The sequence below is a fragment of the Caulobacter sp. FWC2 genome (genome assembly GCF_002742625.1).
GTDB lineage: Bacteria > Pseudomonadota > Alphaproteobacteria > Caulobacterales > Caulobacteraceae > Caulobacter.
On sequence record NZ_PEBF01000001.1, the window covers coordinates 1,002,244 to 1,023,676 of the forward strand.

The 21,433-nt window shown below is 71.3% G+C and carries 23 protein-coding genes and 3 pseudogenes; 21 read left to right on the top strand and 5 right to left on the bottom strand.

Translation table 11 applies throughout. The features are described from left to right. The first annotated feature begins 214 nt into the window (after positions 1 to 214). Both CSW62_RS04750 and CSW62_RS04755 read left to right on the top strand, forming a co-directional pair. Positions 215 to 1,825 (top strand): flavin monoamine oxidase family protein, encoded by a 1,611-nt coding sequence (locus tag CSW62_RS04750; RefSeq protein WP_099576029.1) that lies wholly within the window; start codon positions 215 to 217, stop codon positions 1,823 to 1,825. A 5-nt stretch (positions 1,826 to 1,830) separates the two neighbouring features. Further along, entirely contained in the window at positions 1,831 to 2,265 is a 435-nt protein-coding gene (locus CSW62_RS04755) for a cytochrome c (protein WP_099576030.1), read from the top strand. A gap of 140 nt (positions 2,266 to 2,405) precedes the next feature. On the opposite strand, the gene CSW62_RS04760 is transcribed toward CSW62_RS04755, so the two are convergent. Next, the gene (locus CSW62_RS04760; protein ID WP_233206616.1) at positions 2,406 to 3,989 is read right to left on the bottom strand and encodes an aldehyde dehydrogenase (NADP(+)); all 1,584 of its coding nucleotides are present in this window, start codon (positions 3,987 to 3,989) and stop codon (positions 2,406 to 2,408) included. Positions 3,990 to 4,108: 119 nt separating this feature from the next. On the opposite strand from CSW62_RS04760, the gene CSW62_RS04765 reads away from it, so the two are divergent. After that, on the top strand, positions 4,109 to 4,990 hold the full coding sequence (locus CSW62_RS04765) for an oxygenase MpaB family protein (protein WP_099576032.1): 882 nt from the start codon (positions 4,109 to 4,111) through the stop codon (positions 4,988 to 4,990). A 131-nt stretch (positions 4,991 to 5,121) separates the two neighbouring features. Here CSW62_RS04765 and CSW62_RS04770 read toward each other — a convergent pair whose 3' ends face one another. Next, the gene (locus CSW62_RS04770; RefSeq protein WP_099576033.1) at positions 5,122 to 5,874 is read right to left on the bottom strand and encodes an SDR family NAD(P)-dependent oxidoreductase; all 753 of its coding nucleotides are present in this window, start codon (positions 5,872 to 5,874) and stop codon (positions 5,122 to 5,124) included. A 459-nt stretch (positions 5,875 to 6,333) separates the two neighbouring features. On the opposite strand from CSW62_RS04770, the gene CSW62_RS04775 reads away from it, so the two are divergent. Then, positions 6,334 to 7,653: a DNA-packaging protein gene (locus CSW62_RS04775; protein ID WP_099582174.1), complete on the top strand. Its 1,320-nt coding sequence runs from the start codon at positions 6,334 to 6,336 to the stop codon at positions 7,651 to 7,653. Here the strand turns inward: CSW62_RS04775 and CSW62_RS04780 are convergent. Beyond that, positions 7,650 to 8,144, bottom strand: coding sequence for an endonuclease domain-containing protein (locus tag CSW62_RS04780; protein WP_233206619.1), 495 nt, complete (start codon positions 8,142 to 8,144; stop codon positions 7,650 to 7,652). The genes CSW62_RS04775 and CSW62_RS04780 overlap by 4 nt on opposite strands. On the opposite strand from CSW62_RS04780, the pseudogene CSW62_RS04785 reads away from it, so the two are divergent. From CSW62_RS04785 to CSW62_RS04815, 8 genes and pseudogenes are all read left to right on the top strand, one after another. Next, positions 8,056 to 9,328 (top strand): annotated as a pseudogene (locus CSW62_RS04785) (phage portal protein). The gene CSW62_RS04780 and the pseudogene CSW62_RS04785 sit on opposite strands and share 89 nt — an antisense overlap. Next, the gene (locus CSW62_RS04790; protein ID WP_099576036.1) at positions 9,325 to 9,573 is read left to right on the top strand and encodes a hypothetical protein; all 249 of its coding nucleotides are present in this window, start codon (positions 9,325 to 9,327) and stop codon (positions 9,571 to 9,573) included. Before CSW62_RS04785 ends, CSW62_RS04790 begins: the two are co-directional and overlap by 4 nt. Further along, entirely contained in the window at positions 9,570 to 9,974 is a 405-nt protein-coding gene (locus tag CSW62_RS04795) for an HK97 family phage prohead protease (RefSeq protein ID WP_099576037.1), read from the top strand. The genes CSW62_RS04790 and CSW62_RS04795 overlap by 4 nt, the downstream gene beginning before the upstream one ends. A gap of 146 nt (positions 9,975 to 10,120) precedes the next feature. Beyond that, a complete protein-coding gene (locus CSW62_RS04800) occupies positions 10,121 to 11,344 on the top strand; it encodes a phage major capsid protein (RefSeq protein ID WP_099576038.1) in 1,224 nt (407 codons plus the stop codon). Between the two features lie 6 nt (positions 11,345 to 11,350). Then, positions 11,351 to 11,490 (top strand): annotated as a pseudogene (locus tag CSW62_RS26800) (hypothetical protein); the annotation flags it as partial. 19 nt (positions 11,491 to 11,509) lie between these two features. Continuing rightward, a complete protein-coding gene (locus CSW62_RS04805; RefSeq protein ID WP_099576039.1) occupies positions 11,510 to 11,788 on the top strand; it encodes a head-tail connector protein in 279 nt (92 codons plus the stop codon). Further along, complete coding sequence (locus tag CSW62_RS04810; protein WP_099582175.1) at positions 11,785 to 12,177, top strand: DUF3168 domain-containing protein; 393 nt, start codon at positions 11,785 to 11,787, stop codon at positions 12,175 to 12,177. Before CSW62_RS04805 ends, CSW62_RS04810 begins: the two co-directional genes overlap by 4 nt. Positions 12,178 to 12,192: 15 nt before the next feature. Then, on the top strand, positions 12,193 to 12,603 hold the full coding sequence (locus CSW62_RS04815) for a phage major tail protein, TP901-1 family (protein ID WP_099576040.1): 411 nt from the start codon (positions 12,193 to 12,195) through the stop codon (positions 12,601 to 12,603). A 56-nt stretch (positions 12,604 to 12,659) separates the two neighbouring features. On the opposite strand, the pseudogene CSW62_RS26805 reads toward CSW62_RS04815, so the two are convergent. Next, positions 12,660 to 12,743 (bottom strand): annotated as a pseudogene (locus tag CSW62_RS26805) (hypothetical protein); the annotation flags it as partial. On the opposite strand from CSW62_RS26805, the gene CSW62_RS04820 reads away from it, so the two are divergent. From CSW62_RS04820 to CSW62_RS04830, 3 genes are read left to right on the top strand one after another with little or no spacing between them, the layout of a single operon-like run. After that, the gene (locus tag CSW62_RS04820; RefSeq protein ID WP_099576041.1) at positions 12,744 to 13,028 is read left to right on the top strand and encodes a GTA-gp10 family protein; all 285 of its coding nucleotides are present in this window, start codon (positions 12,744 to 12,746) and stop codon (positions 13,026 to 13,028) included. It begins immediately after the preceding pseudogene. Beyond that, positions 13,025 to 13,201 carry a phage tail assembly chaperone gene (locus tag CSW62_RS04825; RefSeq protein ID WP_099576042.1) on the top strand — a complete coding sequence of 59 codons (177 nt, stop codon included), beginning with the start codon at positions 13,025 to 13,027 and terminating at the stop codon, positions 13,199 to 13,201. Before CSW62_RS04820 ends, CSW62_RS04825 begins: the two co-directional genes overlap by 4 nt. Beyond that, positions 13,198 to 13,704: a phage tail tape measure protein gene (locus CSW62_RS04830; protein ID WP_099576043.1), complete on the top strand. Its 507-nt coding sequence runs from the start codon at positions 13,198 to 13,200 to the stop codon at positions 13,702 to 13,704. Before CSW62_RS04825 ends, CSW62_RS04830 begins: the two co-directional genes overlap by 4 nt. Positions 13,705 to 13,829: 125 nt before the next feature. On the opposite strand, the gene CSW62_RS04835 is transcribed toward CSW62_RS04830, so the two are convergent. Next, on the bottom strand, positions 13,830 to 14,294 hold the full coding sequence (locus CSW62_RS04835; RefSeq protein ID WP_099576044.1) for a DUF805 domain-containing protein: 465 nt from the start codon (positions 14,292 to 14,294) through the stop codon (positions 13,830 to 13,832). Positions 14,295 to 14,446: 152 nt separating this feature from the next. Here CSW62_RS04835 and CSW62_RS04840 point away from each other — a divergent pair, with 152 nt between their 5' ends. The 6 genes from CSW62_RS04840 to CSW62_RS04865 all read left to right on the top strand — a co-directional run bounded on the left by CSW62_RS04840 (position 14,447) and on the right by CSW62_RS04865 (position 21,433). Continuing rightward, positions 14,447 to 15,058, top strand: a complete 612-nt coding sequence (locus CSW62_RS04840) for a DUF2460 domain-containing protein (RefSeq protein WP_099576045.1) — start codon at positions 14,447 to 14,449, stop codon at positions 15,056 to 15,058. Continuing rightward, on the top strand, positions 15,058 to 15,684 hold the full coding sequence (locus tag CSW62_RS04845; protein WP_099576046.1) for a DUF2163 domain-containing protein: 627 nt from the start codon (positions 15,058 to 15,060) through the stop codon (positions 15,682 to 15,684). Before CSW62_RS04840 ends, CSW62_RS04845 begins: the two co-directional genes overlap by 1 nt. Before the next feature lie 26 nt (positions 15,685 to 15,710). Then, positions 15,711 to 16,256, top strand: a complete 546-nt coding sequence (locus CSW62_RS04850; protein WP_099576047.1) for an NlpC/P60 family protein — start codon at positions 15,711 to 15,713, stop codon at positions 16,254 to 16,256. Between the two features lie 10 nt (positions 16,257 to 16,266). Beyond that, positions 16,267 to 19,950 carry a glycoside hydrolase/phage tail family protein gene (locus CSW62_RS04855; protein ID WP_199170516.1) on the top strand — a complete coding sequence of 1,228 codons (3,684 nt, stop codon included), beginning with the start codon at positions 16,267 to 16,269 and terminating at the stop codon, positions 19,948 to 19,950. An 87-nt stretch (positions 19,951 to 20,037) separates the two neighbouring features. Continuing rightward, complete coding sequence (locus CSW62_RS04860; RefSeq protein ID WP_099576048.1) at positions 20,038 to 20,979, top strand: DnaJ C-terminal domain-containing protein; 942 nt, start codon at positions 20,038 to 20,040, stop codon at positions 20,977 to 20,979. 136 nt (positions 20,980 to 21,115) lie between these two features. Continuing rightward, entirely contained in the window at positions 21,116 to 21,433 is a 318-nt protein-coding gene (locus CSW62_RS04865) for a PepSY domain-containing protein (protein WP_099576049.1), read from the top strand.

Here is a 21,433-nt window from a genome sequence, read left to right on the forward strand (position 1 = left end):
CCCTGTGGCGGGAATGACGAGGAAATAGGAAGCTAGGTGTCGTCTTCGCTGCCTGCACAGTTCGCACGCAGCCGGATCATCCTTATGCCGAGAAATCGAGGTCTTTGACGTCAAGGCTTGCTGAGCACCCCGCCACCCCTCGTCCAAACGCCCACCCCTGCTAGCCCTTAGCCACACCGTCGGATTCGACGGTTCTGTCGGGGACGGGCTTTCAATGGAATTGGGTGCCAGAAACACTGGGGTTGGGGCGCCAACCAGGCGTCAGCTTCTATCGGCCATCGCCAAGGTCGGCGGCACGGCAGCGCTGTACCAGGCCATGACCACGCTGGGCCACGCGGCCGAGACCCAGTTCCATGGCCCGCCCAACCTGCAAGGCGCGCGGCCCGGCGCTTCGGTGATCGTGCTGGGCGCGGGCCTGGCCGGGATGCTGGCGGCGTTCGAGCTGACCAAGGCCGGCTACAAGGTCAAGATCCTGGAATTCCAGAACCGCGCCGGCGGCCGCAACTGGTCGCTGCGGGGTGGGGATACCTACACTGAGCTGGGCGGGGCGACCCAGAAGGTGGCCTTCTCGCCGGGCAATTACCTGAACCCCGGCCCCTGGCGGATCCCGCACCATCACCGCACCCTGCTGCACTACTGCAAGCAGTTCGGCGTGGCTCTGGAGCCGTTCATCCAGTTCAACCACTCCGGCTGGGTTCACTCGTCCCAGGCCTTCGACGGCAAGCCGGTGCGCTTCAACGCCGCCGCCGCCGACTTCGAGGGCAATATCGCCGAGCTGCTGGCCAAGTCGGTCAACGCCAAGGCCCTGGACGACACGGTCACCCAGGAAGACCGCGACAAGCTGCTGGAGGCCCTGAAGGGCTGGGGCATGCTGGACAACAACTACAAATATTCGGCCGGCCTGAAGGCTTCGGGCCATCGTGGCTTCGAGCGTCCGCCGGGTGGCGGCGTCAATGGCGCGCCGATCCCGTCGAAGGAGCTCTACAAGCTGCACGACGTGCTGGACCCGCAGGTCTGGACCTCGATGGCCTTCTTCATGGGCCACGAGATGCAGACCACCATGTTCCAGCCGGTGGGCGGCATGGACATGATCGGCAAGGCCTTCGCCAAACAGGTCGAGAGCCTGATCACCTACGGCGCCAAGGTCAGCAAGATCGCCCAGGACGACAAGGGCGTGGTGGTGACCTATGCCGACACCGTCACGGGCAAGACCACCGACGCCAAGGCCGACTGGTGCGTCTGTACGATCCCGCTGGGCGTGCTGGGCCAGATGGACCTGCAAGTGACCGACGAGATGATGGCCGCCATCAAGGCCGTGCCCTATTCGGGCCAGGTCAAGATCGGCCTGGAGATGAAGCGCCGCTTCTGGGAAGAGGACGACTACATCTACGGCGGCCACAGCTTCACCGACCAGGAGATCGCCCTGATCTCCTATCCGAACAACAACATGTTCAAGGACGGGCCGGCGGTGCTGCTGGGGGCCTTCGCCCGCGAGATGGGGGCCTATCGCCTGGCCGGCATGACGCCCGAGCAGCGGATCGAGGTGGCCCTGGCGCAGGGCTCGGTGATCCACCCCAAGAGCTACCGCCAGGAGTTCGCCAGCGGGGCCTCGGTGGCCTGGAGCCGGGTGCCCTGGACCCTGGGCTGCTGCGCCCGCTGGAGCGACGACGTCCGCAAGGAGCACTACCAGACCCTGGTCGGCATGGACCGCCGGATCGTGCTGGCCGGCGAGCACGCCAGCTATGTCGGCTGCTGGATGGAGGGCGCGCTGCTGTCGTCCATCGACGCCATCACCCGTCTGCACAAGCGCGCGCTGGAGGCTTGAGGATCATGCGGAAGCTCATCTTGACGGCCGCGCTGGCCGTGGCGCTCCCCGCCGCGGCCCAGACCCCGGCCCAGGCCCCCGTCTCTGGCGGCGGCGACACCGGCGGCGGCATCGTCCGGGCGGTCAAGCCGGTGACCGGCGAGCAGGTCTATGGCGCGGTCTGCCAGGCCTGCCACATGGCCGACGCCAAGGGCGCGACGGGGGCGGGGACCATTCCGGCCCTGGCCAACAATCCGAAACTGGCCGGGGCGGCCTATCCGATCATGATCGTGACGGGCGGCAAGGGCGCGATGCCGGGCTTCGTCGGGACCTTGAGCAACGCCCAGATGGCCGAGGCGGTGACCTATGTCCGCACCCACTTCGGCAATGCCTACGCCAAGCCGGTGACCGAGGCGGATGTCGCGAAGCTGGCCAAGCCGCCGAGCGCCGGGGGGCACTGAGGCTTAGATGCTCCCCCGCGCTGCGGGGGAGCTGTCGCGGAGCGACTGAGGGGGCCAATGCGGCCTATTTCCAGCTAGCCCCCTCCGGCCCTCTGGGCCACCTCCCCCGCGTCGCGGGGGAGGATCTTGAAGGCTCCGGCCTAGGCCAGCTTCACCTTCCCATCGACCCGGCGAGCGATGCCCAGCGGATTCTCCGTCCGCAGCTCCGCCGGCAGCAGGGCTTCCGGCAGGTTCTGGTAGCTGACCGGGCGCAGGAAGCGCGCGATGGCCAGGGTGCCGACCGAGGTGGTGCGGCCGTCCGAGGTCGACGGGAACGGGCCGCCGTGGACCATGGCGTTGGCCACTTCCACCCCGGTGCCGAAGCCGTTGACCAGGATGCGGCCGGCCTTCAGCTCCAGCGCCGGCAGCAGGGCGGCGGTGATGGCGTGGTCGGCCTCTTCCAGGTGGATGGCGATGGTCAGTTGGCCTTCCAGGGCGTCGATGACCTTGGCCAGTTCGGCCTCGTCAGACGCGCGGACGACCACCGAGGCGGCGCCGAAGACCTCCTCGTGCAGGTGCGGATTGGCCAGGAAGTCGGCGGCCTTGACGCTGAACAGGGCCGCGCGGCCGGTGTGGCTGCCGTCCGCGCCGGGCAGGCCGCGCGCCACGGTGGTGACCGCCTTGTCCTGCGAGAGGGCGTCGACGCCATGGGCGAAGGCCTGGCATATGCCGGGGGTCAGCATGACGGCGGCCGGGGCGGCCTCCACCACCTTGCCGGCGGCCTCGACGAAGGCGTCCAGCTCGGGGCCGTCGATCGCCAGGATCAGGCCGGGATTGGTGCAGAACTGGCCCGCGCCCAGGGTCAGGGCGGCCACGAAGTCCGGGGCGATCTTGTCGCCGCGCGCCTTGAGAGCGGCCGGCAGCAGGATCACCGGATTGATGCTGCTCATCTCGGCATAGAACGGGATCGGCTCGGGCCGGCCCTGGGCGACGGCCAGCAGGGCCAGACCGCCCCGGCGCGAACCGGTGAAGCCGGCGGCCTTGACGCGCGGATCGGCGACCAGGGCGACGCCCATCTCGTAGCCGCTGTCGTGGATCATCGAGAACACGCCCGGGTGCAGGCCGACCGAGGCGACGGCGGCCTGGATGGCGCGGCCGATCAGCTCCGAGGTCCCGGGGTGAGCCGGGTGGGCCTTGACGATGACCGGGCAGCCGGCCGCCAGGGCCGAGGCGGTGTCGCCGCCGGCCACCGAGAAGGCCAGCGGGAAGTTGCTGGCCCCGAACACGGCCACGGGACCCAGCGGCACGTTGCGCAGGCGCAGGTCGGGACGCGGCAGCGGCTTGCGGTCCGGCATGGCCGGGTCGATGCGGGCTTCCAGGAAGCCGCCGTCGCGCAGCACACTGGCGAACAGGCGCAGTTGGCCGGTCGTGCGACCCCGCTCGCCTTCGAGGCGGGCGCGGGGCAGGCCGGTCTCGGCCATGACGCGGACGATCAGGTCATCGCCGATCGCCTCGATATGCTCGGCGATGGCTTCGAGGAAGGTGGCGCGGGTCTCGTAGGGCAGGGCCCGGTACGGCCCGAACGCTTCGGCGGCCAGGGCCGCGGCCTGGTCGATATCGGCCTTGGTCGCGCCGCCGAACGCGGGCGCCAGGGTCTCGCCGGTCGCCGGATTGACGCCCTTGATTTCGCCGTGGGTTCCCTTGCGGCTTTCGCCGCCGATCAGAAGCTCGCCCGTCAGATGCACGTTCGTCGTCCCGCAGTGATTGGTTTCAGTCGGTATAGATGGGAGCGCTAACATGACAAGTCCATGCGCGCATCGGCGGGATCAGGCGTAGAAGGGGCTGAACCGTGCCGGAGGTGCCCTTGAAAGCCCGTTTCGCCGACGCCGCCAAGGCCTTGTTCGAGATTCCCGGCGGTCCCCACGTGGATTTCACGAAACCGGCGGGCGAGCCGGCCCTGGCCGCGCCGGACTCGGTGTCGTGGCGGGTGTTCAAGAACCCCGTGGCGCTGTTCGTCGGCGGGGTGACGGCGGTGATCCTGGAACTGGCCGAGCCGCGCGTGCGGACAGGGGTGTGGGAGCATTCCAGCTTCCGCGCCGACCCGATGACCCGGCTGAAGCGCACGGGTCTGGCGGCCATGGTCACGGTCTATGGCGCCCGCTCGACCGCCGAGGCGATGATCGCCGGGGTTGGCCGCCAGCACGCGCGGGTCGGCGGTGTGACGCCGGGCGGGGAGGCCTACCAGGCCTCCGACGTGGCGCTGCTGGACTGGGTGCAGGCCACGGCCAGTTTCGGGTTCCTGAGCGCCTATCACACGCTGGTCGCGCCGCTTTCGACTGAGGACCGCGACCGGTTCTACGCCGAGGCGGGGCCGGCCGCGCGGCTCTACGGCGCGTTGGGCGCCCCGGCGTCCGAAGCCGCCTGGGAGGCCCAGCTGGCGGCGATGCTGCCGAGGCTGGAGCGGTCGGACATCGTGCTGGAGTTTCTGCACCTGATGCGCGGGGTGAAGGTCGCTGGGCCGCTGAGCCGCCTGCAGCATCCGCTGATACGGGCGGCCGTGGGGCTCGTGCCGGAGGAGGTGAGGGCGGTGCTGGGGCTGGGGCGGGAATGGCTGCCGAGGCCGCTGGAATTCCCGGTGATCCGCGCGGCGGCGAGGCTCGCTGATAGGACACCGATCCCCGGCGCGCCGCCGTGGGAGGCGAGTGTGCGGATGGGGCTGCCAGGGAACTGGTTGTATCGGCGCTGAGGCCCAATAGATCCTCCCCCGCGATGCGGGGGAGGTGGCCCCGAGGGCCGGAGGGGGCGAGCTCTGCCTATGCCGTGAAGGCCCCCTCAGTCGCTCCGCGACAGCTCCCCCGCAACGCGGGGGAGCATCTCTTAGATCGACTGCCCGTCGTCCACGGTGAACACGCTGCCGGTCACCGCCCGCGCGGCGTCGGAGCACAGGTAGAGGGCCGTCGCGGTCAGGTCCTCCTCCTCCATCAGCCGCCGGCGCGGGAAGCCGGCGACCAGCTTTTGGCCGCCCTCGCTGTCGAACCAGTCGCTGTTCAGCTCGGTGCGGATATAGCCGGGGCAGAGGACGTTGACGTTGATGCCCTTGCGGATCCACTCCCGCGCCAGGCTCTTGCCCAGCATGGCGGTGGCGGCCTTGGACGTGCAGTAGGCCGTCAGCCCCGGCAGCGCCTTGTGCGCCCCGATCGAGGCGACCAGCAGGATCCGCCCGCGCGCGCTCGCCTCCGATCCAGCCTTGATCATCCGCCGCGCGCCCTCGCGGGCGGTCAGGAACACGCCCCGGGTGTTGACGCCCATGACCTTGTCGAAATCCTCGGCGGCGATGTCCAGGGCCAGGCCCTGGATGCTGATGCCGGCATTGGCGATCACCGCGTCGGGCGCGCCCAACCGGGCCTCGATGGCGTCGTAGCCGGCGATGATCGAGCCCTCGTCCTCGACGTCCATGGCGAAGGCGGCCGCGTTGGGGCCGATTTCGGCGACCAGGTCGGCCAGCCGGTCGGCGCGACGGGCGGCCACGGCGACCCGGGCCCCGGCGGCGGCGGCGCGGCGGGCCAGATGCGCCCCGATGCCGGACGAGGCCCCGGTGATCAGCACGGTTCTTCCGCTGAGGTCGGTCATGGTCGCTCCCTTTTTCCCTCAGGGTGGCCGGCCGGCGTGGCTCTGTCGAGCCGCCCCTGGCGTCAAGCACGGGGATTGAAGCCGCTGGATCCCCGGCGTTGGCGAAACGGAAAGCCGTGAAATCAACGGCTTGTCACTTTTATGGTCCGCTGGATCATCGGAGCCCGCTGGCGCCGTACCTTTGTGTCATGGCCGAAAGAAGCGAAGAGATCGAAGCCCTGCTGGTCGCGGTCGAGGACATGGTGGCGGCGTTCTACGCTGTTTCCGTGGTCGAAGCCGTCGACGCCGCCGAGGGCAAGTCGGGCGAGGCCCGCGTGAAGGCCGCCGGGGAGATCTCCAAGGCCGGCCGTTACCTGAAACTGTTCCGTGGGACCGGGACGCGGGCCGTGAAGGCCATCGCCGCCCTGCCGGGTCGCCAGCGCGACACCGCCCCGGACGCCGAGGAGAGCGCGATGAATGATGACGACTCCCGATGGACTCCCGAGCGTATCGCCGAACTTCACGCCAAGGTGCGCGAGCGCATGGACAAGTTTGTCGGATCCCTCGAGTTTAAACGCATGGCTTCTCGCGAGCTCGCCAAGTCTGATCGAGCGGTGGCTGCCGACCCTGCGGTTCAGGGAAAACCATCAACTCCCGCCCCCTGACGCCTGGGCGACCTGGCTGTTCCTGGGCGGACGCGGCGCGGGCAAGACCTTCGCCGGCGCGGCCTGGATGATCGAGCAGGCGGAGACCGGCGGACGACTGGCCCTGGTCGGGCCGACCTTTCACGACGTGCGCGAGGTGATGATCGAAGGCCCGTCCGGTCTTCGCGCCTTGTCGCCGCCGGACGCGCGCCCCCGCTGGGAAGCCTCCCGCCGGCGCCTGGTCTGGCCCAATGGCGCGACGGCCTACGCCTTTTCGGCGGAGGATCCCGACAGCCTGCGCGGGCCGCAGTTCCACGCCGCCTGGGCCGACGAGTTCTGCGCCTGGCCCAAGCCCGCCGAGACCCTGGCCATGCTGCGCTTTGGCCTGCGGCTGGGGGAAGATCCGCGCCTGGTCGTCACCTCGACGCCGCGGCCGATCCGGGCGCTGAAGACCCTGATCGCCGAGCCCGGCGTGGCCATGACCCGGGCCGGAACCAGCGCCAACGCCGGCAACCTGGCGCCGGCGTTCCTGCGAACGCTGGAGACCCTCTACGGCGGCACGCGCCTGGCCGCCCAGGAGCTGGACGGGATCATCGTCGAGACCGACGGCGGCCTGTTCCGGGCCGAGGACTTGGCGCGCTGCCGGGCGGCCAGGCCCGCGCGCTTCGACCGCGTGGTGGTGGCGGTGGACCCGCCGGCCACCGCCACCGGCGACGCCTGCGGGATCGTGGTGGTGGGACGGCGCGACGACCGCGCCTTCGTGCTGGCCGACGAGACCGCGCGGGGCCTGTCGCCCGCCGGCTGGGCCGCGAAGGCGGTGGCCGCCGCGCGCGCCTGGCCCGCCGACGCCCTTGTGGCCGAGGCCAACCAGGGCGGCGACATGGTCCGCTCGGTCCTGGCCCAGGCCGATCCGCCGTGCCGCGTGAAACTGGTCCGCGCGAGCGTGGGCAAGCGGGCTCGCGCCGAGCCGGTGGCGGCCCTGTACGAGCAGGGCCGCGTGCTCCACTGCGGCGCGTTCGTGGCGCTTGAGGAGGAGCTGATGGCCCTGGGCTCGGGGGATCTCGAGCACAGTCCCGATCGGGCGGATGCCCTGGTCTGGGCGGTGAGCGAGTTGATGCTGGGTGGACGGAAGGCGCCGAGGTTGAGGGCGCTCTAAGATCCTCCCCCGCGTTGCGGGGGAGGTGGCCCAGAGGGCCGGAGGGGGCGAGCTCTGACGTACTCCAGTATTCGCCCGGATCCGCCCCCGGTGGATTCCAGTATGTCCCGAGCCGCAATGCGCAGAGTGTCGATCCCTCGCTGGGCGAACCAGGCATCGCGCTTGGCGTCCCGCGCGGGATGCTCGTCGAGTGCGTGCTGTTCGCCATCGACTTCGACGGCCAGCCTCAGCGTCTGGCAGTAGAAGTCCAGAATGTAGGGACCAACTGGATGCTGACGGCGAAACTGTAGGCCATTCAGTCGACGACCTTTCAGCTCTTGCCACAGCAAAACCTCCGGGAGCGTCAGCTCTCGCCGAAAGCGCTGGGCTGTGAGGCGCCGTTCGAGAGGGGGTCTCAAGACTATCTCCTGTGCTCGCCCCCTCCGGCCCTCTGGGCCACCTCCCCCGCATCGCGGGGGAGGATCTGGGTTGCGCGCCGCGCCGAGCGCCACTCTACATTGTTCTCTATTCGTTCTCAATCATTTCGGGAGCATCCATGCCCCTCTTCAAACCCCGACCGCCGGAGCGCAAAGACTCCCGCGCGGCGCGCCTGATCGCCCTCACCACCGGCGGCAGGCCGCAGTGGACGCCGCGCGACTATGGCGCGCTGGCCAGCGAAGGCTTCGCCAAGAACCCCGTGGCCTATCGCTGTGTCCGGCTGATCGCCGAGGCCGCCGCGTCGACGCCGTTGGCGGTGTTCGTCGACGGCCAGCGGGCCGATGATCATCCGCTCAAGCGCCTGCTGGACCGGCCCAATCCGGAGCAGGGCGGGCCGGATTTGATGGAGGCGTTCTTCGGAAGCCTGCAGGTGGCCGGCAACGCCTATCTGGAGGCGGCGGGAGACACCCAGCCCACGGAACTCTACGCCCTGCGCCCCGACCGGATGACCCTGGTCCCGGGACCGCGCGGCTGGCCTCTAGCCTATGACTACCAGGCGGCCGGCCGCACGGTGCGGATCGCCCGCGACGCCGACGGCTGGCTGCCGGTGCTGCATCTGAAGCTGTTCAACCCGACCAATGACCACTACGGCTTCTCACCGCTGGAAGCCGCGGCCTTCGCGATCGACGTCCACAACGCCTCCAGCGCCTGGAACAAGGCCCTGCTGGACAACTCCGCCCGGCCGTCCGGGGCGCTGGTCTATTCGTCGAAGGACGCCGGCGACCGGCTTTCCGACGAGCAGTTCGACCGGCTGAAGACCGAGCTGGCCAACGCGCACTCCGGCCAGGCCAATGCCGGCCGGCCGCTGCTGCTGGAAGGCGGCCTGGACTGGCGGGCCATGTCGTTGACGCCGGCCGAGATGGATTTCACCGAGGGCAAGCACGCCGCCGCCCGCGAGATCGCCCTGGCCTTCGGGGTTCCGCCGCAACTGCTGGGCATCCCCGGCGACAACACCTACGCCAACTATCGCGAGGCCAACGCCGCCTTCTGGCGCGGCACGGTGGTCCCACTGGCCGAGCGGGCGGCGCGGGCCCTGACCGGCTGGCTGGCCGGCAAGTTCCCGGGCGCGAGAATCGCGCCGGACCTCGACGCGGTCCCGGCCTTGTCGGCCGAGCGCGACGCCCTGTGGAGCCGGCTGCAAGCGGCGTCCTTCCTCACCGACGCCGAGCGCCGGCGCATGGCGGGGCTGGAGCATTGAGCCCCGCCGTGAACCGCTGGCGGTTCGACCGGCAGGTGTCGCTGGGTCTCTGCATCACCGTCTTCCTGCAGGCCGCCACCGCCCTGATGTGGGCCGGTCGCGCCTCGGCTCGGATCGACGACATGCAGCGCCGCCTGGAAGCCCAGGCCCCGGTCGCCGAACGCCTGGCGCGGCTGGAGGAGCAGGCCACCGCCACCCGCCAGTCGCTGGACCGCATCGAGGCCAAGCTGGAGCGATCGCGATGAGTGATGACCTGAAGATCGAAGGCTACGCGTCCCTCTTCTGGACCCGCGACCTCAATGACGACGTCACCGCCGCCGGGGCCTTCGCCGAGAGCCTGGCCGCCGGCGCGCCCGTGGCGATGCTGCACCAGCACGACGAGGCCGAGCCGGTCGGGGTCTGGGACGAAGTGGTCGAGGACGCCAAGGGCCTGTTCGTCCGGGGGCGGATCCTGCGCGCGACCCCGAGAGGAAGACTGGTCGCCGCTCTGGTCGAGGCCGGCGCCCTGGACGGGCTGTCGATCGGCTTCCGGCAGGTGAAGGCCCGCACCCAAGGCCGCCTGCGCGTGCTGTCCCGCGTCGAGCTGTGGGAGGTGTCGATCGTGACGTTCCCGATGCTGCCGCAAGCGCGGCTGACGGTGGCGTGAAGATCCTCCCCCGCGATGCGGGGGAGGTGGCCCAGAGGGCCGGAGGGGGCCAGCTCGGCCTACGCCGCGACGGCCCCCTCAGTCGGCTCCGCCGACAGCTCCCCCGCATCGCGGGGGAGCATCTGTTCTTCTCAACGGAGATCCCCATGAAGGAAACCAAACACGCGGCCTCGCCCGAGGCCCGCGCGGCGCTGGCTGACGTCTTGTCGGCGTTCGAGAGCTTCAAGGCCGCCAACGACCAGCGGCTGGCGGCCATCGAGACCAAGCGGGCCGATGTGCTGCTGGAGGAGAAGGTCGGCCGCATCGACGACGCCGTCGCCCGCGCCCAGGACCGTCTCGACCGGCTGATGAGCGACCTGCGCCGGCCGTCTCTTTCGGGTGAAGCGCCGCTGGCGCAGGTGGACGAGCGCAAGGCCGCGTTCGACCGCTATGTGAAGACCGGCGAGACGGCTGCGAGCCTTCTCGAAGCCAAGGGCCTGTCGGAAGGCACGGCCACGGCCGGCGGCTATGTCGCCCCGCCGGAGCTGGAGCGGCTGATCCTGCGTCGCCTGGCCGCGACCAGCCCGATGCGCGAGATCTGCCAGGTCCGCACCATCGGCGCCGGGACCTTCCGCAAACCCGTCAGCCCGACGGGCCTGGCCGCCGCCTGGGTGGCCGAGACCGCCGCGCGGCCCGAGACCACGGCCCCGACCCTGGACGTCATCGACTTCCCGGCCGGCGAACTCTACGCCAGCCCGGCCGCCACCCAGTCCCTGCTGGACGACGCCTATGTCAGCATCGACGAGTGGCTGGCCGAGGAGGTGCAGGACGCCTTCGCCGCCCAGGAGACCACGGCCTTCGTGACCGGCGACGGCGTCAACAAGCCCAAGGGCCTCTTGGCCTACACCGCCGCGCCCGACGCTTCGTACGCCTGGGGCCAGGTCGGCTATCTGGCCACCGGCGTCGCCGGCGGCTGGCCGGCGTCCAATCCGACCGACAAGCTGATCGACCTGATCTACGCGGCCAAGACCCAGTACCGCCAGAACGGCCGCTTCGTCATGAACCGCCGCACGGTCAGCGCGGTGCGCAAGTTCAAGGACGCGCAGGGCAACTACATCTGGAACGCGGCCCTGCAGCCGGGCCAGTCGGCGTCGTTGCTCGGCTTCCCGGTCACCGAGATCGAGGCCATGCCCGACGCGGCCGCCACCACCTGCCCGATCGCGTTCGGCGACTTCGAGAAGGGTTATCTGATCGTCGACCGCGCCGGCGTGCGGGTGCTGCGCGACCCGTACTCGGCCAAGCCCCACGTGCTGTTCTACACCACCAAGCGCGTCGGCGGCGGGGTGCAGAACTTTGATGCGGTGAAGCTGCTGAAGTTCGCGGCGTCGTAGCGGCTTAGCGCCCCCTCCGTCTCGCTGCGTATTCGCAGCGATCCACCTCCCCCGCAGGCGGGGGAGGAGATCAGTCCCCTCTTTCCTCACCCGTGAAACGGGGGAGGTGGCGCGGCGCGGATACGCGCCGTGACGGAGGGGGCGCACCTTTCCAGGACCCCCCCCATGCCCCAGTCCCTCACCCTGGCCGAGGCCAGGGCGTTCCTGCGCGTCTCCGACGCCGCGGAGGACGCGCTGCTGACCCTGCTAATCGAGGCCGCCGAGGCGCGGGTCGCGGCGGCCTCGGGGCTGGCGCTGACGCCGGCCAGCCCCGCCCCGCTGCGGCTCAGCGTGCTGATCCTCGCCGCCCACGCCTACGAGCATCGCGCCTCGGTCGACGAGGCCGAGCCTTCCCTGGCCCTCGTCGAGCCCTGGCTGGCCCCTTACCGAAAGGCGCGGCTGTGAGCGACAAACCCCTGATCGACGCCCTGGTCGCCAGCCTGAAGGCCACCTCCGCCGTCACCGCGATCGCCGGCCAGCGGATTCACGCCAGCCCGCCGCGCCTGCCGACCTATCCCTGCGTCGTCGTCACCCGGTCGGAAGGCCGTCCTGTGGGCGAGAACGACGCCGTCGAGCACCTGCTGACCCTGACCTGCGCCAGCCGCTTCGGCGGGCCGGAGGAGGCGCGGGCCCTGGTGGCCGCCGTTCGCCTGGCGCTGCACGACGCCAGGCCCGCGCTGAGCGGCCGGCAGCTGGTCAATCTGCGCGTGCCCTATGCCGACGTCTTCACCGGCGCCGACCGCGAAACCACCCTCGGGATCGTCCGCGTGCGGGCGGTGACCGAACTTCCTTAGACGAGGAGAACCGCCATGGCCGCTCAAGCCGGCAAGGACATCCTGCTGAAGATCAGCGACGGAGCGTCCGGCTTCGTCACCGTCGCGGGCCTGCGCGCCCGGACCATCAGCCTCAACGCCAAGACCATCGACGCCACCGACAGCGACAGCGCCGGCCGCTGGCGCGAATTGCTCGCTGGGGCCGGGGTGCGCTCGGTGGCCGTTTCGGGCTCGGGCGTGTTCCGCGACGCGGCCTCCGACGCCCAGGTGCGGACCAGCTTCTTCGACCAGTCGGCCCGCACCTGGCGCCTGATCGTGCCAGACTTCGGCCAGCTGGAGGGGCCGTTCCTGGTGGCGGCCCTGGAATATGCCGGCGACCACGACGGCGAGGCGGCCTTCGCGCTGAGCCTAGCCTCGGCGGGGGCTGTGACGTTCACGGCGATCTAAGTCAGCACAGGCCTCCACCTGACCTGCTGGCGCAGGTCTGTCCGCCCCCAAGCGGGGCGGAGAACCACTCTCCTCCCCTCTTGGGGGAGGGGGACCGCCGAACGGCGGTGGAGGGGGACAGCACAGGAAGAAAAATGCAAATGCTCCCTCCCAACTCCGCCCGCGGCGAGGTCGTGGTCACCCTGGCCGGCGCGCCGCGACGCCTGTGCCTGACGCTGGGCGCGCTGGCCCGCATCGAGGCGGCGCTCGGCCTTTCCGACTGGTCGCAGCTGCCCGACCGTATCGCCACGCTGAGCGCCGGCGACCTGACCGCCGTGCTGGCGGCGCTGCTGGACGGCGGCGGCGAGCCGGCGGACATCGCCGCGCGGGCCACAGTCCCCGAAGCCGCCAGTGCGCTGGCCGCCGCCCTGGCCGCGTCCGCATGAGCTGGGGCGAGCCGTTGCGGCTGGCCGTCCGGCTGGGCGTCGCGCCCGAGGCCTTCTGGCGGTTGTCGCTGGTGGAGTGGCGGGCGCTGACCGAGGCGCCGGCCTCGCCCGTCCTGACCCGCACAGGCCTGAAAGACCTGATCGCCCGCTATCCCGACGAGGAGATCCCATGAGTGTTGAGCAAGATGGCCTGTCCGCCGTCCCCGCCCGTGCCGCCGAGGCCGCCGCGTCGCTGGAGGCCCTGAAGGCGCCGGCCGAGCGCGCGGCCCGCTCGATCGACGAGGCCTTCGCCCGCGCCGGGACGTCGCTGGCGCGCTCACTGGCTCGCGCCGCGTCGGATGGCCAGGTGTCGCTGGCGGAACTGGCGAGGGCTGTGCTGGGCGCGGCCGGGGCGGCGTTGAAGGGCGGCGGTCTCGGCGAGGCGCTGACCAAAAGCTTTTCCGGCGCTCGAGCCGACGGCGGGCCGGTGCTTCCCGGGGGGAGCTATCTGGTCGGAGAGCGTGGGCCGGAGGTGTTCCGTCCGGCCGCCGCCGGGAGCATCGAGCCGGCCGGGGCGGGCGGGATCTCGGTGACGGTCAATGTTCAGGGCGGGGAGGTTGGTGGCCTTGTACGGTCTGACGCTCAGTTGGCTCAAGCTCTGGCCCGAGCCGTTTCACTGGGCGCCCAAAAACTATGAACCCTCCCCCTTGATGGGGGAGGGCAGGGTGGGGGTGATAGAGCGGTTGATGCCGGTCACCGCGTCCAACTCAGCGGTCACCCCCATCCCCGACCCTTCCCCCATCCGCCAACGGGAAGGGGGGATTAGATCGCCACTGCCGCGACGTTGATCGGGGCCGCGCCGTACTTGTTCTCGCGCGTTTCGCCGCTGCTGCAGCCGACCCACAGGGTGAAGGCCAGCCACACCGCGAAGGCGATGAAGCACGAGATGAAGAAGCCGCCCAGGGCCGTCAGGGCCGACAGTTCCGGCTCGCCGTTGGTGACGGCCGCGATGGCCGGCAGCACGCCGATCGACAGGGCCGAGCCCATGATCAGCAGGGGGCCGAACACCCAGGGCAGCACCTGCCACCAGCCGGTCTGACCCATGTCGTGCAGGCGCTTGGTGTGGATGCAGACGCTGGAATAGATCGTGCCCAGCGCGATGATGTGGCCCACCAGCGGCACCCAGCCCACGGCGATGTTCACGCCCAGCAGGACGAGCCAGCCGATCCAGAACGACTGCCGGCCGATGCGGCCCTCAGGCGACAGGAACAGGGTCTTCCAATCCATTTCGGTCTCCAATCTCGACCCCATACGTAGGGCCGGGCGACCCGGCGTTGAAGTGAAAAGCGGGTCATGACGCAGACTTAATGGCGTTCGCCCGCGAATAGCTCCGCTTGGCCGCCGGATTTTCCGCAAACCTTTTCCTGGAAGGAGCCGCCATGAGCGAGTTCCATGAGGCGCGCCTGCCCGCGCGCCTGGCGTTCGGCTGCACGGGCGGGATCGAGCGGCGCACCGAGGTCGTCGGCCTGGCGTCCGGCTTCGAGCGCCGGACCAGTTCGTGGTCGCAGGCGCGCCGCCGCTACCTGATCGCCACCGCCGCCCGGCCGCTGGACGAGATCGCCGAGCTGACCGCCTTCTTCGAGGCGCGGGGCGGGCGGCTGGCGGGCTTCCGCTTTCGCGACCCGGCCGACTTCAAGTCGTGCCCGCCTTCGGCCCAGCCCAGCGCGAGCGACCAGCCGCTCGGCGTCGGCGACGGGGCGCGCAAGGCGTTCCAGCTGGTCAAGGCCTATGGAACGGTGGCGCGGACGATCGCCAAGCCGGTGGCCGGGACGGTGAAGGTCGCCGTGGCGGGCGTGGCCGCGCCCTTCACGGTCGATACGACGACGGGCGTGGTGACCCTGGCCACGGCGCCGGCCGTCGGGGCGGCGGTGACGGCGGGCTTCGAGTTCGACACGCCGGTGCGCTTCGACCTCGACCGGCTGGACGTGACGCTTGAGGGCTTCGCCGCCGGCCGGGTGACCGCCTGCGCCCTGGTCGAGGTGCGGGTCTGATGCGCGTGCTTCCGGAAGGGCTGGACGAGGCCCGCCTGTGCCGCGCCTGGATCGTGATCCGGCGCGACGGGGTGAGGCTGGGCTTCACCGATCACGACCGCGACCTGGTGGTCGACGGCGTCACCTGCCGGGCCAGCGGCGGCTGGAGCCCCGGCGCGCGCGACGCGGCCGCCGGCTACGCGGCCGGCCAGGGCGCGGCGCTGGGCGTGCTGGACGACGCGGGGATCACCGAGGCCGACCTGGCGGCGGGACTCTATGACGGCGCGCGGGTCGCCGAACTGCGCGTCGACTGGAGCGCGCCGGGGCGTCTGGTGCGGCTGTGGACGGCGACGATCACGGCGGTCAGCCGCGAGGGCGAGGCGTTCAAGGCGACCCTGGCCGGTCCGCTGGCCGCGCTGGACCGGATGGCGGGGCGAACCTTCACGCGGCTCTGCGACGCCCGGCTCGGTGATGCGCGCTGCGGGATCGCCGCGCCGGCCGGAGCGACCTGCGACAAGCGCTGGGCGACGTGTGTCCGGACCTTCGGCAATGGCGCGAACTTCCGAGGCTTCCCGACCGCGCCGGGCGAGGACTTCCTGACGCTGTATCCGGTCGAGGGCGAGCGGAATGACGGGGGGAGGCGGTGAGTGCGCCGCCAAGCTGCTCCCCCGCGATGCGGGGGAGCTGTCGCCCCCGGGACCGACCGAAGGTCGGCCCGAGGATAAACTCCGCGACTGAGGGGGCGAGCTGGACGCAAGTCGCACTAGCCCCCTCCGGCCCTCTGGGCCACCTCCCCCGCATCGCGGGGGAGGATCTGGTTGCACACGCCCGCCTCTGGCTCGGCACGCCCTACCGCCACCAGACCTCGACCCTTCACGCCGGCTGCGACTGCCTGGGCCTGGTGCGTGGCGTCTGGCGCGCCCTGCATGGGACCGAGCCCGAACCGCCGCCGCCCTATCGTCCCGACTGGGCCGAGACCGGCGGGCGCGAGCTGCTGCTCGAGGCCTTCGCCCGCTGGCTCATCCCCATCGACGCTCCAATCCCCGGCGACGTCCTGGTCTTCCGCATGGCCCCCGGCGCGGTCGCCAAGCACTGCGCGATCCAGTCCGCGCCCGACCGCATGATCCACGCCTACTGGGGCCGGGCCTGCGTCGAGAGCGCGCTAGGCCGCTGGTGGCGCGAGCGCCTCGTGGCGGCGTTCCGCTTCCCCCAAATCTGAAGGAGGCCGCATGGCCCAGGTGATCCTCTCCAGCGTCGGCGCGGCGATCGGCGGTCCTCTGGGGGCCGTGGCGGGCGCGGCGCTGGGCGCGATGGTCGACCAGGCGGCGATCAATGCGCTCAGTCCCACGCGTCAGGTCGGGCCGCGCATTCCCGAACTGCGCCTGACCGGCGCGGCCGAGGGCGCGGCGCTGCCGTGCGTGTTCGGCCGCGCGCGGGTGGGCGGGCAGGTGATCTGGGCCGCCCGCTTCCGCGAGAAGCGGGTCGAGGGCCGCGTCGGCGGCTCCAAAGGCCAGAAGACGGCCAGCTACGCCTACAGCCTCTCCTTTGCGGTGGCCGTTGCCGAGGGGCCGATCGACGGCCTGGGCCGCGTGTGGGCCGACGGCAAGGTCATGGACATGACCGGCGTGACGATGCGCCTGCATCGCGGGACCGAGGATCAGGAGCCCGACCCGCTGATCGCCGCCGTGGAAGGCGAGGCCCCAGCCTATCGCGGCGTGGCCTATGTGGTGTTCGAAGACCTGGCTCTGGACGCGTTCGGCAATCGCCCGCCGCAGCTCTCGTTCGAGGTTTTCCGCCGGCCGCGCGCGCCAGGGACCGTGGGCTTGGAAGAGCGGCTGAAGGGCGTGTGCCTGATCCCCGGCGCCGGCGAGTTCGTCTACGCCACCGAGGCCGTCTTGCGCCGCGACGGCCTGACCCGCACGGCCTCCGAGAGCGTCCACAACGCCGAGGGGCGGCCGGACCTGGTGGTGGCGCTGGACCAGCTGCAGGCCCAACTGCCGGCCGTCGATCATGTCACCCTGGTCGTCGCCTGGTTCGGGACCGACCTGAACTGCGGCCTGTGCGAGATCCGTCCCGGGGTCGAGCAGGCGGCTAAGGACACCCTGCCGATCACCTGGAGCGTGGCGGGCGTCGATCGCGGCGGCGCGCATCTGATCTCGCTGAAGGACGGCGCCCCGGCCTACGGCGGCACGCCGGCCGACGCGGTGGTGCTGCAGGCCATCGCCGAGCTGAAGCGGCGCGGGCTGAAGGTGACGCTGTATCCGTTCATTCTGATGGACGCCCCGACCTATCCCTGGCGCGGCCGGATCACCTGCGAGGCCGGAGCCGACGGGACGGCGGCGGCGACCAGCCAGGTGAACGCCTTTTTCGACGGGGAGTGGGGCTTCCGGCGGATGGTGCTGCATCAGGCGTCGCTGGCCGCACAAGCCGGCGGCGTCGACGGCTTCATCCTCGGCTCGGAGCTGCTCGGCCTGACCACCGTGCGCGGCGCGGGCGGGACCTATCCGGCGGTCGCGAAGCTGAAGAGCCTGGCCGCCGAGGTCCGCGCGGTGGTGGGGCCTGCGACCAAGCTGGGCTATGCGGCCGACTGGAGCGAATATTTCGGCCACCAGCCGGGCGGGGGCCACGCGGTCTTCCATCTGGACCCGCTGTGGGCCGATGCGAACATCGATTTCGTCGGCGTCGACTGGTATCCGCCCGTCACCGACTGGCGCGAGGGCGAGGTCCATCTCGACGCGGACGCCGGGTTCCTGGGCTCGCGCGATCCGGCCTATCTGCGGGCCGGGCTGACGGGGGGCGAGGGCTTCGACTGGTACTACGCCAGCCCCGCCGATCGCGACGCGCAGGTGCGCACCCCGATCACCGACGGGGCCCATGGCGAGCCCTGGATCTGGCGGGCCAAGGACCTCAAGTCGTGGTGGAGCAACCCGCATCACGACCGCCCGGGCGGCGTGCGCGCGGCGACGCCGACGGCCTGGGTCCCGATGTCCAAGCCGATCCGCCTGACCGAGTTCGGCTGTCCGGCCGTCGACAAGGGCGCCAACGCCCCCAACCTGTTCGTCGATCCGAAAAGCGCCGAGAGCGGCCTGCCGCCCTATTCGACCGGCGAGCGCGACGACTTCGGCCAGCGGCGCTATCTGGAAACCGTGCTGGCCTGGCTGGAGGAGCCCGCCGCCAATCCGGTCTCGCCGCTGTATGGCGGGCCGATGATCGAGAGCGCCAGCGCCTGGTGCTGGGACGCGCGGCCGTTCCCCGACTTCCCCGCCCGCTCGGACGTGTGGAGCGACGGCGAAAACTGGACCCTGGGCCACTGGCTGACCGGCCGGGCCGGCATCGCGCCGCTGCCGGAGCTGATCGAGGCCCTGGGCGCGCGGGCCGGCGTGGCGATCGATCCGGGCGAAGCGGGCGGCAGCGTCGGCGGCTATGTCGTCGACCGGCCGATGCGGCTGCGCGACGCGCTGGCGCCCCTGACCGAGGCCTTCGCCCTGGATCCGGTCGAGCGCGGCGATCACGTGAAGATGCTGGCCCGCGCGGGCCGCGCTGTCGGGGCGCTGGCGCAGGACGACCTGGCCCTACCCGACGACGCGCCGGCCGAGACGCAGACCCGCACGCTCGACCCCGCCGCCGAGACCCTGCGCCTGCGGTTCCTGGACGCCGCCCGCGACTATCAGGTCGGGGCGCTGATCGTTCGCCGCGAGGCGGGGCAGGGGACTCGCGACGCCGACGCTCCGATCGTGCTGGCGGCCTCCGAAGCCGAGGCCGTCGCCCACCGGATGCTGGCCGCCGACGCGGCGGCGCGCAGGTCGCGGATTGTCCACTTGTCGCCCTCGGCGGGCCTGCGCTTCGAAGCTGGCGACCGTCTCGCCCTGGACGGCGCGACCTGGCGCATCCAGCGGCTGGACCTCGACGAGCGGCCCCGCGCTACCCTGGTTCCGACCTTGGCCGAGGTCGGCGTCAGCGGTCGCGTGGACTGGACGCCGGCCCCGCCGCGCGAGCCGCCGGCGCCGCCCGTGCTCCATGTGCTGGACCTGCCCAGCGACGGGAGCGACGACGGGCGGCCCCGCGTCGCGGCGGCGGCCGAACCCTGGCGGCCGCTGGAAGTCCATGCCGGCGCCTCGGCGGCCCTGCTGAGCGTTCGCGCGCGCCTGATCGCGCCGGCCACCCTGGGCCAGACACTGGAGGCCCTGGCGCCGGCCTCGCCCCATCGCCTGGACCGCGCGGCGACCCTGACCGTGCGCATGGAGGGCAGGAACCTGTCCTCAGCGCCGCTGGCCGCCGTCCTGGCCGGCGACAACGCCCTGGCGATCCGCGCGCCGTCGGGCGACTGGGAGGTCATCGGCTTCCAGGCCGCCGCGCTGATCGCGCCGGATATCTGGCGGCTTTCGGGCCTGCTGCGCGGTCAGCGTGACGGCGTCGTCGGCCCGGCGACCGTCCCAGCCGGCGCGCCGGTGGTGTTGCTGGACGCGGCGGTGGTCCCGATGGAGGTCGCCGCGTTCGAGCGTGGTATCCCGCTGGTGGTGCGCGCCGCGCCGGCTGGCGGGCCGCCTTCGGGCGCGGCGATGAGCGAGCTCACGACGACCTGGAGCGCCCGCGCCTTGCGACCGCTGGCGCCGGCGCACCTGCGCGCGCGCTGGATCGGCGACGATTTCCGCGTCAGCTGGATCCGCCGGACCCGCGTCGGCGGCGACGTCTGGGACGGTGAGGTTCCCCTGGAGGCCGGGGCCGAGCGTTTCCGCGTCCGGGTGCTGGACGGCGCGGCCGTGCTGCTGGAGGTCGAGATGGCGGGGCCGGCGTTCGTCTACCCGGCGGCCTCGCGCGCGGTCCATGCGCCGTCGCCGGATGCGCGGATCGAGGTCGCCCAAGGCTCCGCCCTCTATGGCTGGGGCGCGCCAGCGACAACAGGGTTGTGGTAAATTAGCCACATCGGGACTTGCGCAGCGCGCTGGACGTTCTAGATGGAGGGCGTTACCCCAACCCACCGACTTCTCAGAGGACCTTCCTTGGCGCGCGACCCCTATCAGGAACTCGGCGTTTCCCGCACCGCGACCGCGGACGAGATCCGCAAGGCGTTCCGCAAGCTCGCCAAGGCCCACCATCCGGACGCCAATCCGGGGGACAAGAAGGCGGAAGAGAAGTTCAAGACGGTCAGCGCCGCCTTCGACATCGTCGGCGACCCCGAGAAGCGCAAGAAGTTCGACCTGGGCCAGATCGACGCCGATGGTCGCGAGACCGCGCGCGGCTTCGGCGGCCAGCCGGGCAACGGTCCGTTCAACGCCGGCGGCTTCGGTCGCGGCGGCTTCCACCGCGACGAGGGCCCGGAGATCGATCTCTCGGACCTGTTCGGCGGCATGTTCGGCGGCGCCCAGGCCGGTGGACGCGGTCCGTTCGGCGGCGGCGGCCAGCCCGGCGGCGGCTTCTCGGCCAAGGGCGCCGACATCAAGGCCCGCCTCGACATCGACCTGGAAGACGCCATCCAGGGCGGCAAGAAGCGCGTGGCCTTCTCGGACGGCCGCACGATCGACGTCACCATCCCGACCGGCGCTCATGAAGGCCAGACCCTGCGCCTGAAGGGGCAGGGCAATCCCGGGCGCGGCGGTCAGGGCGACGCCCTGATCGAGCTGTCGATCAAGCCGCACCCGATCTATCGCCGTGAGGGCGACGCCCTGGTCATGGACCTGCCGATCTCGATCCCCGACGCGGTGCTGGGCGGCAAGGTCGAGGCCCCGACGCCCGACGGCAATGTGATGCTGAACGTCCCCAAGGGGTCCAACAGCGGCCAGACGCTTCGCTTGAAGGGCAGGGGCATGCCCGACGCCAAGGGCAAGCGCGGCGATCTGCTGGCCAAGCTGGTGGTGACCCTGCCGGAAACGGTCGACCCGGACCTGGAAAAGTTCGCCGAAGCCTGGCGAGATCAAAAGCCCTACACGCCGAAGCGGAAGTAGGGCGGTCGCCTGAACTCCGCTCACCCGAAAGGGGAGGAGAGGCGCAAAGCTTCTCCGGCCGTGACAGAACGTCGCGGCCCGTTCATAACCCGCACGTTCAGTCTCCATTCAGCCGCGATCCTTTAGACCGGAGAGCATGAAAACGATCCGCGCCATCATCGTCGCCGCCGCGCTGGCCGCAGCCCTTCCGGGCGCGGCCTCGGCGCAGCATCGTCCTGACTCGCTGGGCGCCGACTGGCGCGCGCAGTCGGACCAGGCGCGGGGCGGCGTGCAGTCGGGTCAGCTGGTGCCGCTGTCGCGGGTGATCGACATGATCGGCCGCCGCGTGCCGGGCCGCGTGCTGGACGCCGGCCTCGAAGGCTCGAACTATCGCGTGCGCTGGGCCGCCGCCGACGGCCGCCGCATCGATTTCATCGTCGACGCGCGGACCGGGCAGATCATCAGCGGCGGCTAA

What these genes read in the sequence shown, in the direction of transcription:
- CSW62_RS04750 (WP_099576029.1), top strand. Translation starts at nt 215, where the DNA reads ATGGAATTGGGTGCCAGAAACACTGGGGTTGGGGCGCCAACCAGGCGT.
- CSW62_RS04755 (WP_099576030.1), top strand. Translation starts at nt 1,831, where the DNA reads ATGCGGAAGCTCATCTTGACGGCCGCGCTGGCCGTGGCGCTCCCCGCC.
- CSW62_RS04770 (WP_099576033.1), bottom strand. Translation starts at nt 5,874, where the DNA reads ATGACCGACCTCAGCGGAAGAACCGTGCTGATCACCGGGGCCTCGTCC.
- CSW62_RS04775 (WP_099582174.1), top strand. Translation starts at nt 6,334, where the DNA reads ATGACGACTCCCGATGGACTCCCGAGCGTATCGCCGAACTTCACGCCA.
- CSW62_RS04795 (WP_099576037.1), top strand. Translation starts at nt 9,570, where the DNA reads ATGAGTGATGACCTGAAGATCGAAGGCTACGCGTCCCTCTTCTGGACC.
- CSW62_RS04800 (WP_099576038.1), top strand. Translation starts at nt 10,121, where the DNA reads ATGAAGGAAACCAAACACGCGGCCTCGCCCGAGGCCCGCGCGGCGCTG.
- CSW62_RS04805 (WP_099576039.1), top strand. Translation starts at nt 11,510, where the DNA reads ATGCCCCAGTCCCTCACCCTGGCCGAGGCCAGGGCGTTCCTGCGCGTC.
- CSW62_RS04815 (WP_099576040.1), top strand. Translation starts at nt 12,193, where the DNA reads ATGGCCGCTCAAGCCGGCAAGGACATCCTGCTGAAGATCAGCGACGGA.
- CSW62_RS04820 (WP_099576041.1), top strand. Translation starts at nt 12,744, where the DNA reads ATGCTCCCTCCCAACTCCGCCCGCGGCGAGGTCGTGGTCACCCTGGCC.
- CSW62_RS04825 (WP_099576042.1), top strand. Translation starts at nt 13,025, where the DNA reads ATGAGCTGGGGCGAGCCGTTGCGGCTGGCCGTCCGGCTGGGCGTCGCG.
- CSW62_RS04830 (WP_099576043.1), top strand. Translation starts at nt 13,198, where the DNA reads ATGAGTGTTGAGCAAGATGGCCTGTCCGCCGTCCCCGCCCGTGCCGCC.
- CSW62_RS04835 (WP_099576044.1), bottom strand. Translation starts at nt 14,294, where the DNA reads ATGGATTGGAAGACCCTGTTCCTGTCGCCTGAGGGCCGCATCGGCCGG.
- CSW62_RS04840 (WP_099576045.1), top strand. Translation starts at nt 14,447, where the DNA reads ATGAGCGAGTTCCATGAGGCGCGCCTGCCCGCGCGCCTGGCGTTCGGC.
- CSW62_RS04845 (WP_099576046.1), top strand. Translation starts at nt 15,058, where the DNA reads ATGCGCGTGCTTCCGGAAGGGCTGGACGAGGCCCGCCTGTGCCGCGCC.
- CSW62_RS04850 (WP_099576047.1), top strand. Translation starts at nt 15,711, where the DNA reads ATGCGGGGGAGCTGTCGCCCCCGGGACCGACCGAAGGTCGGCCCGAGG.
- CSW62_RS04855 (WP_199170516.1), top strand. Translation starts at nt 16,267, where the DNA reads ATGGCCCAGGTGATCCTCTCCAGCGTCGGCGCGGCGATCGGCGGTCCT.
- CSW62_RS04865 (WP_099576049.1), top strand. Translation starts at nt 21,116, where the DNA reads ATGAAAACGATCCGCGCCATCATCGTCGCCGCCGCGCTGGCCGCAGCC.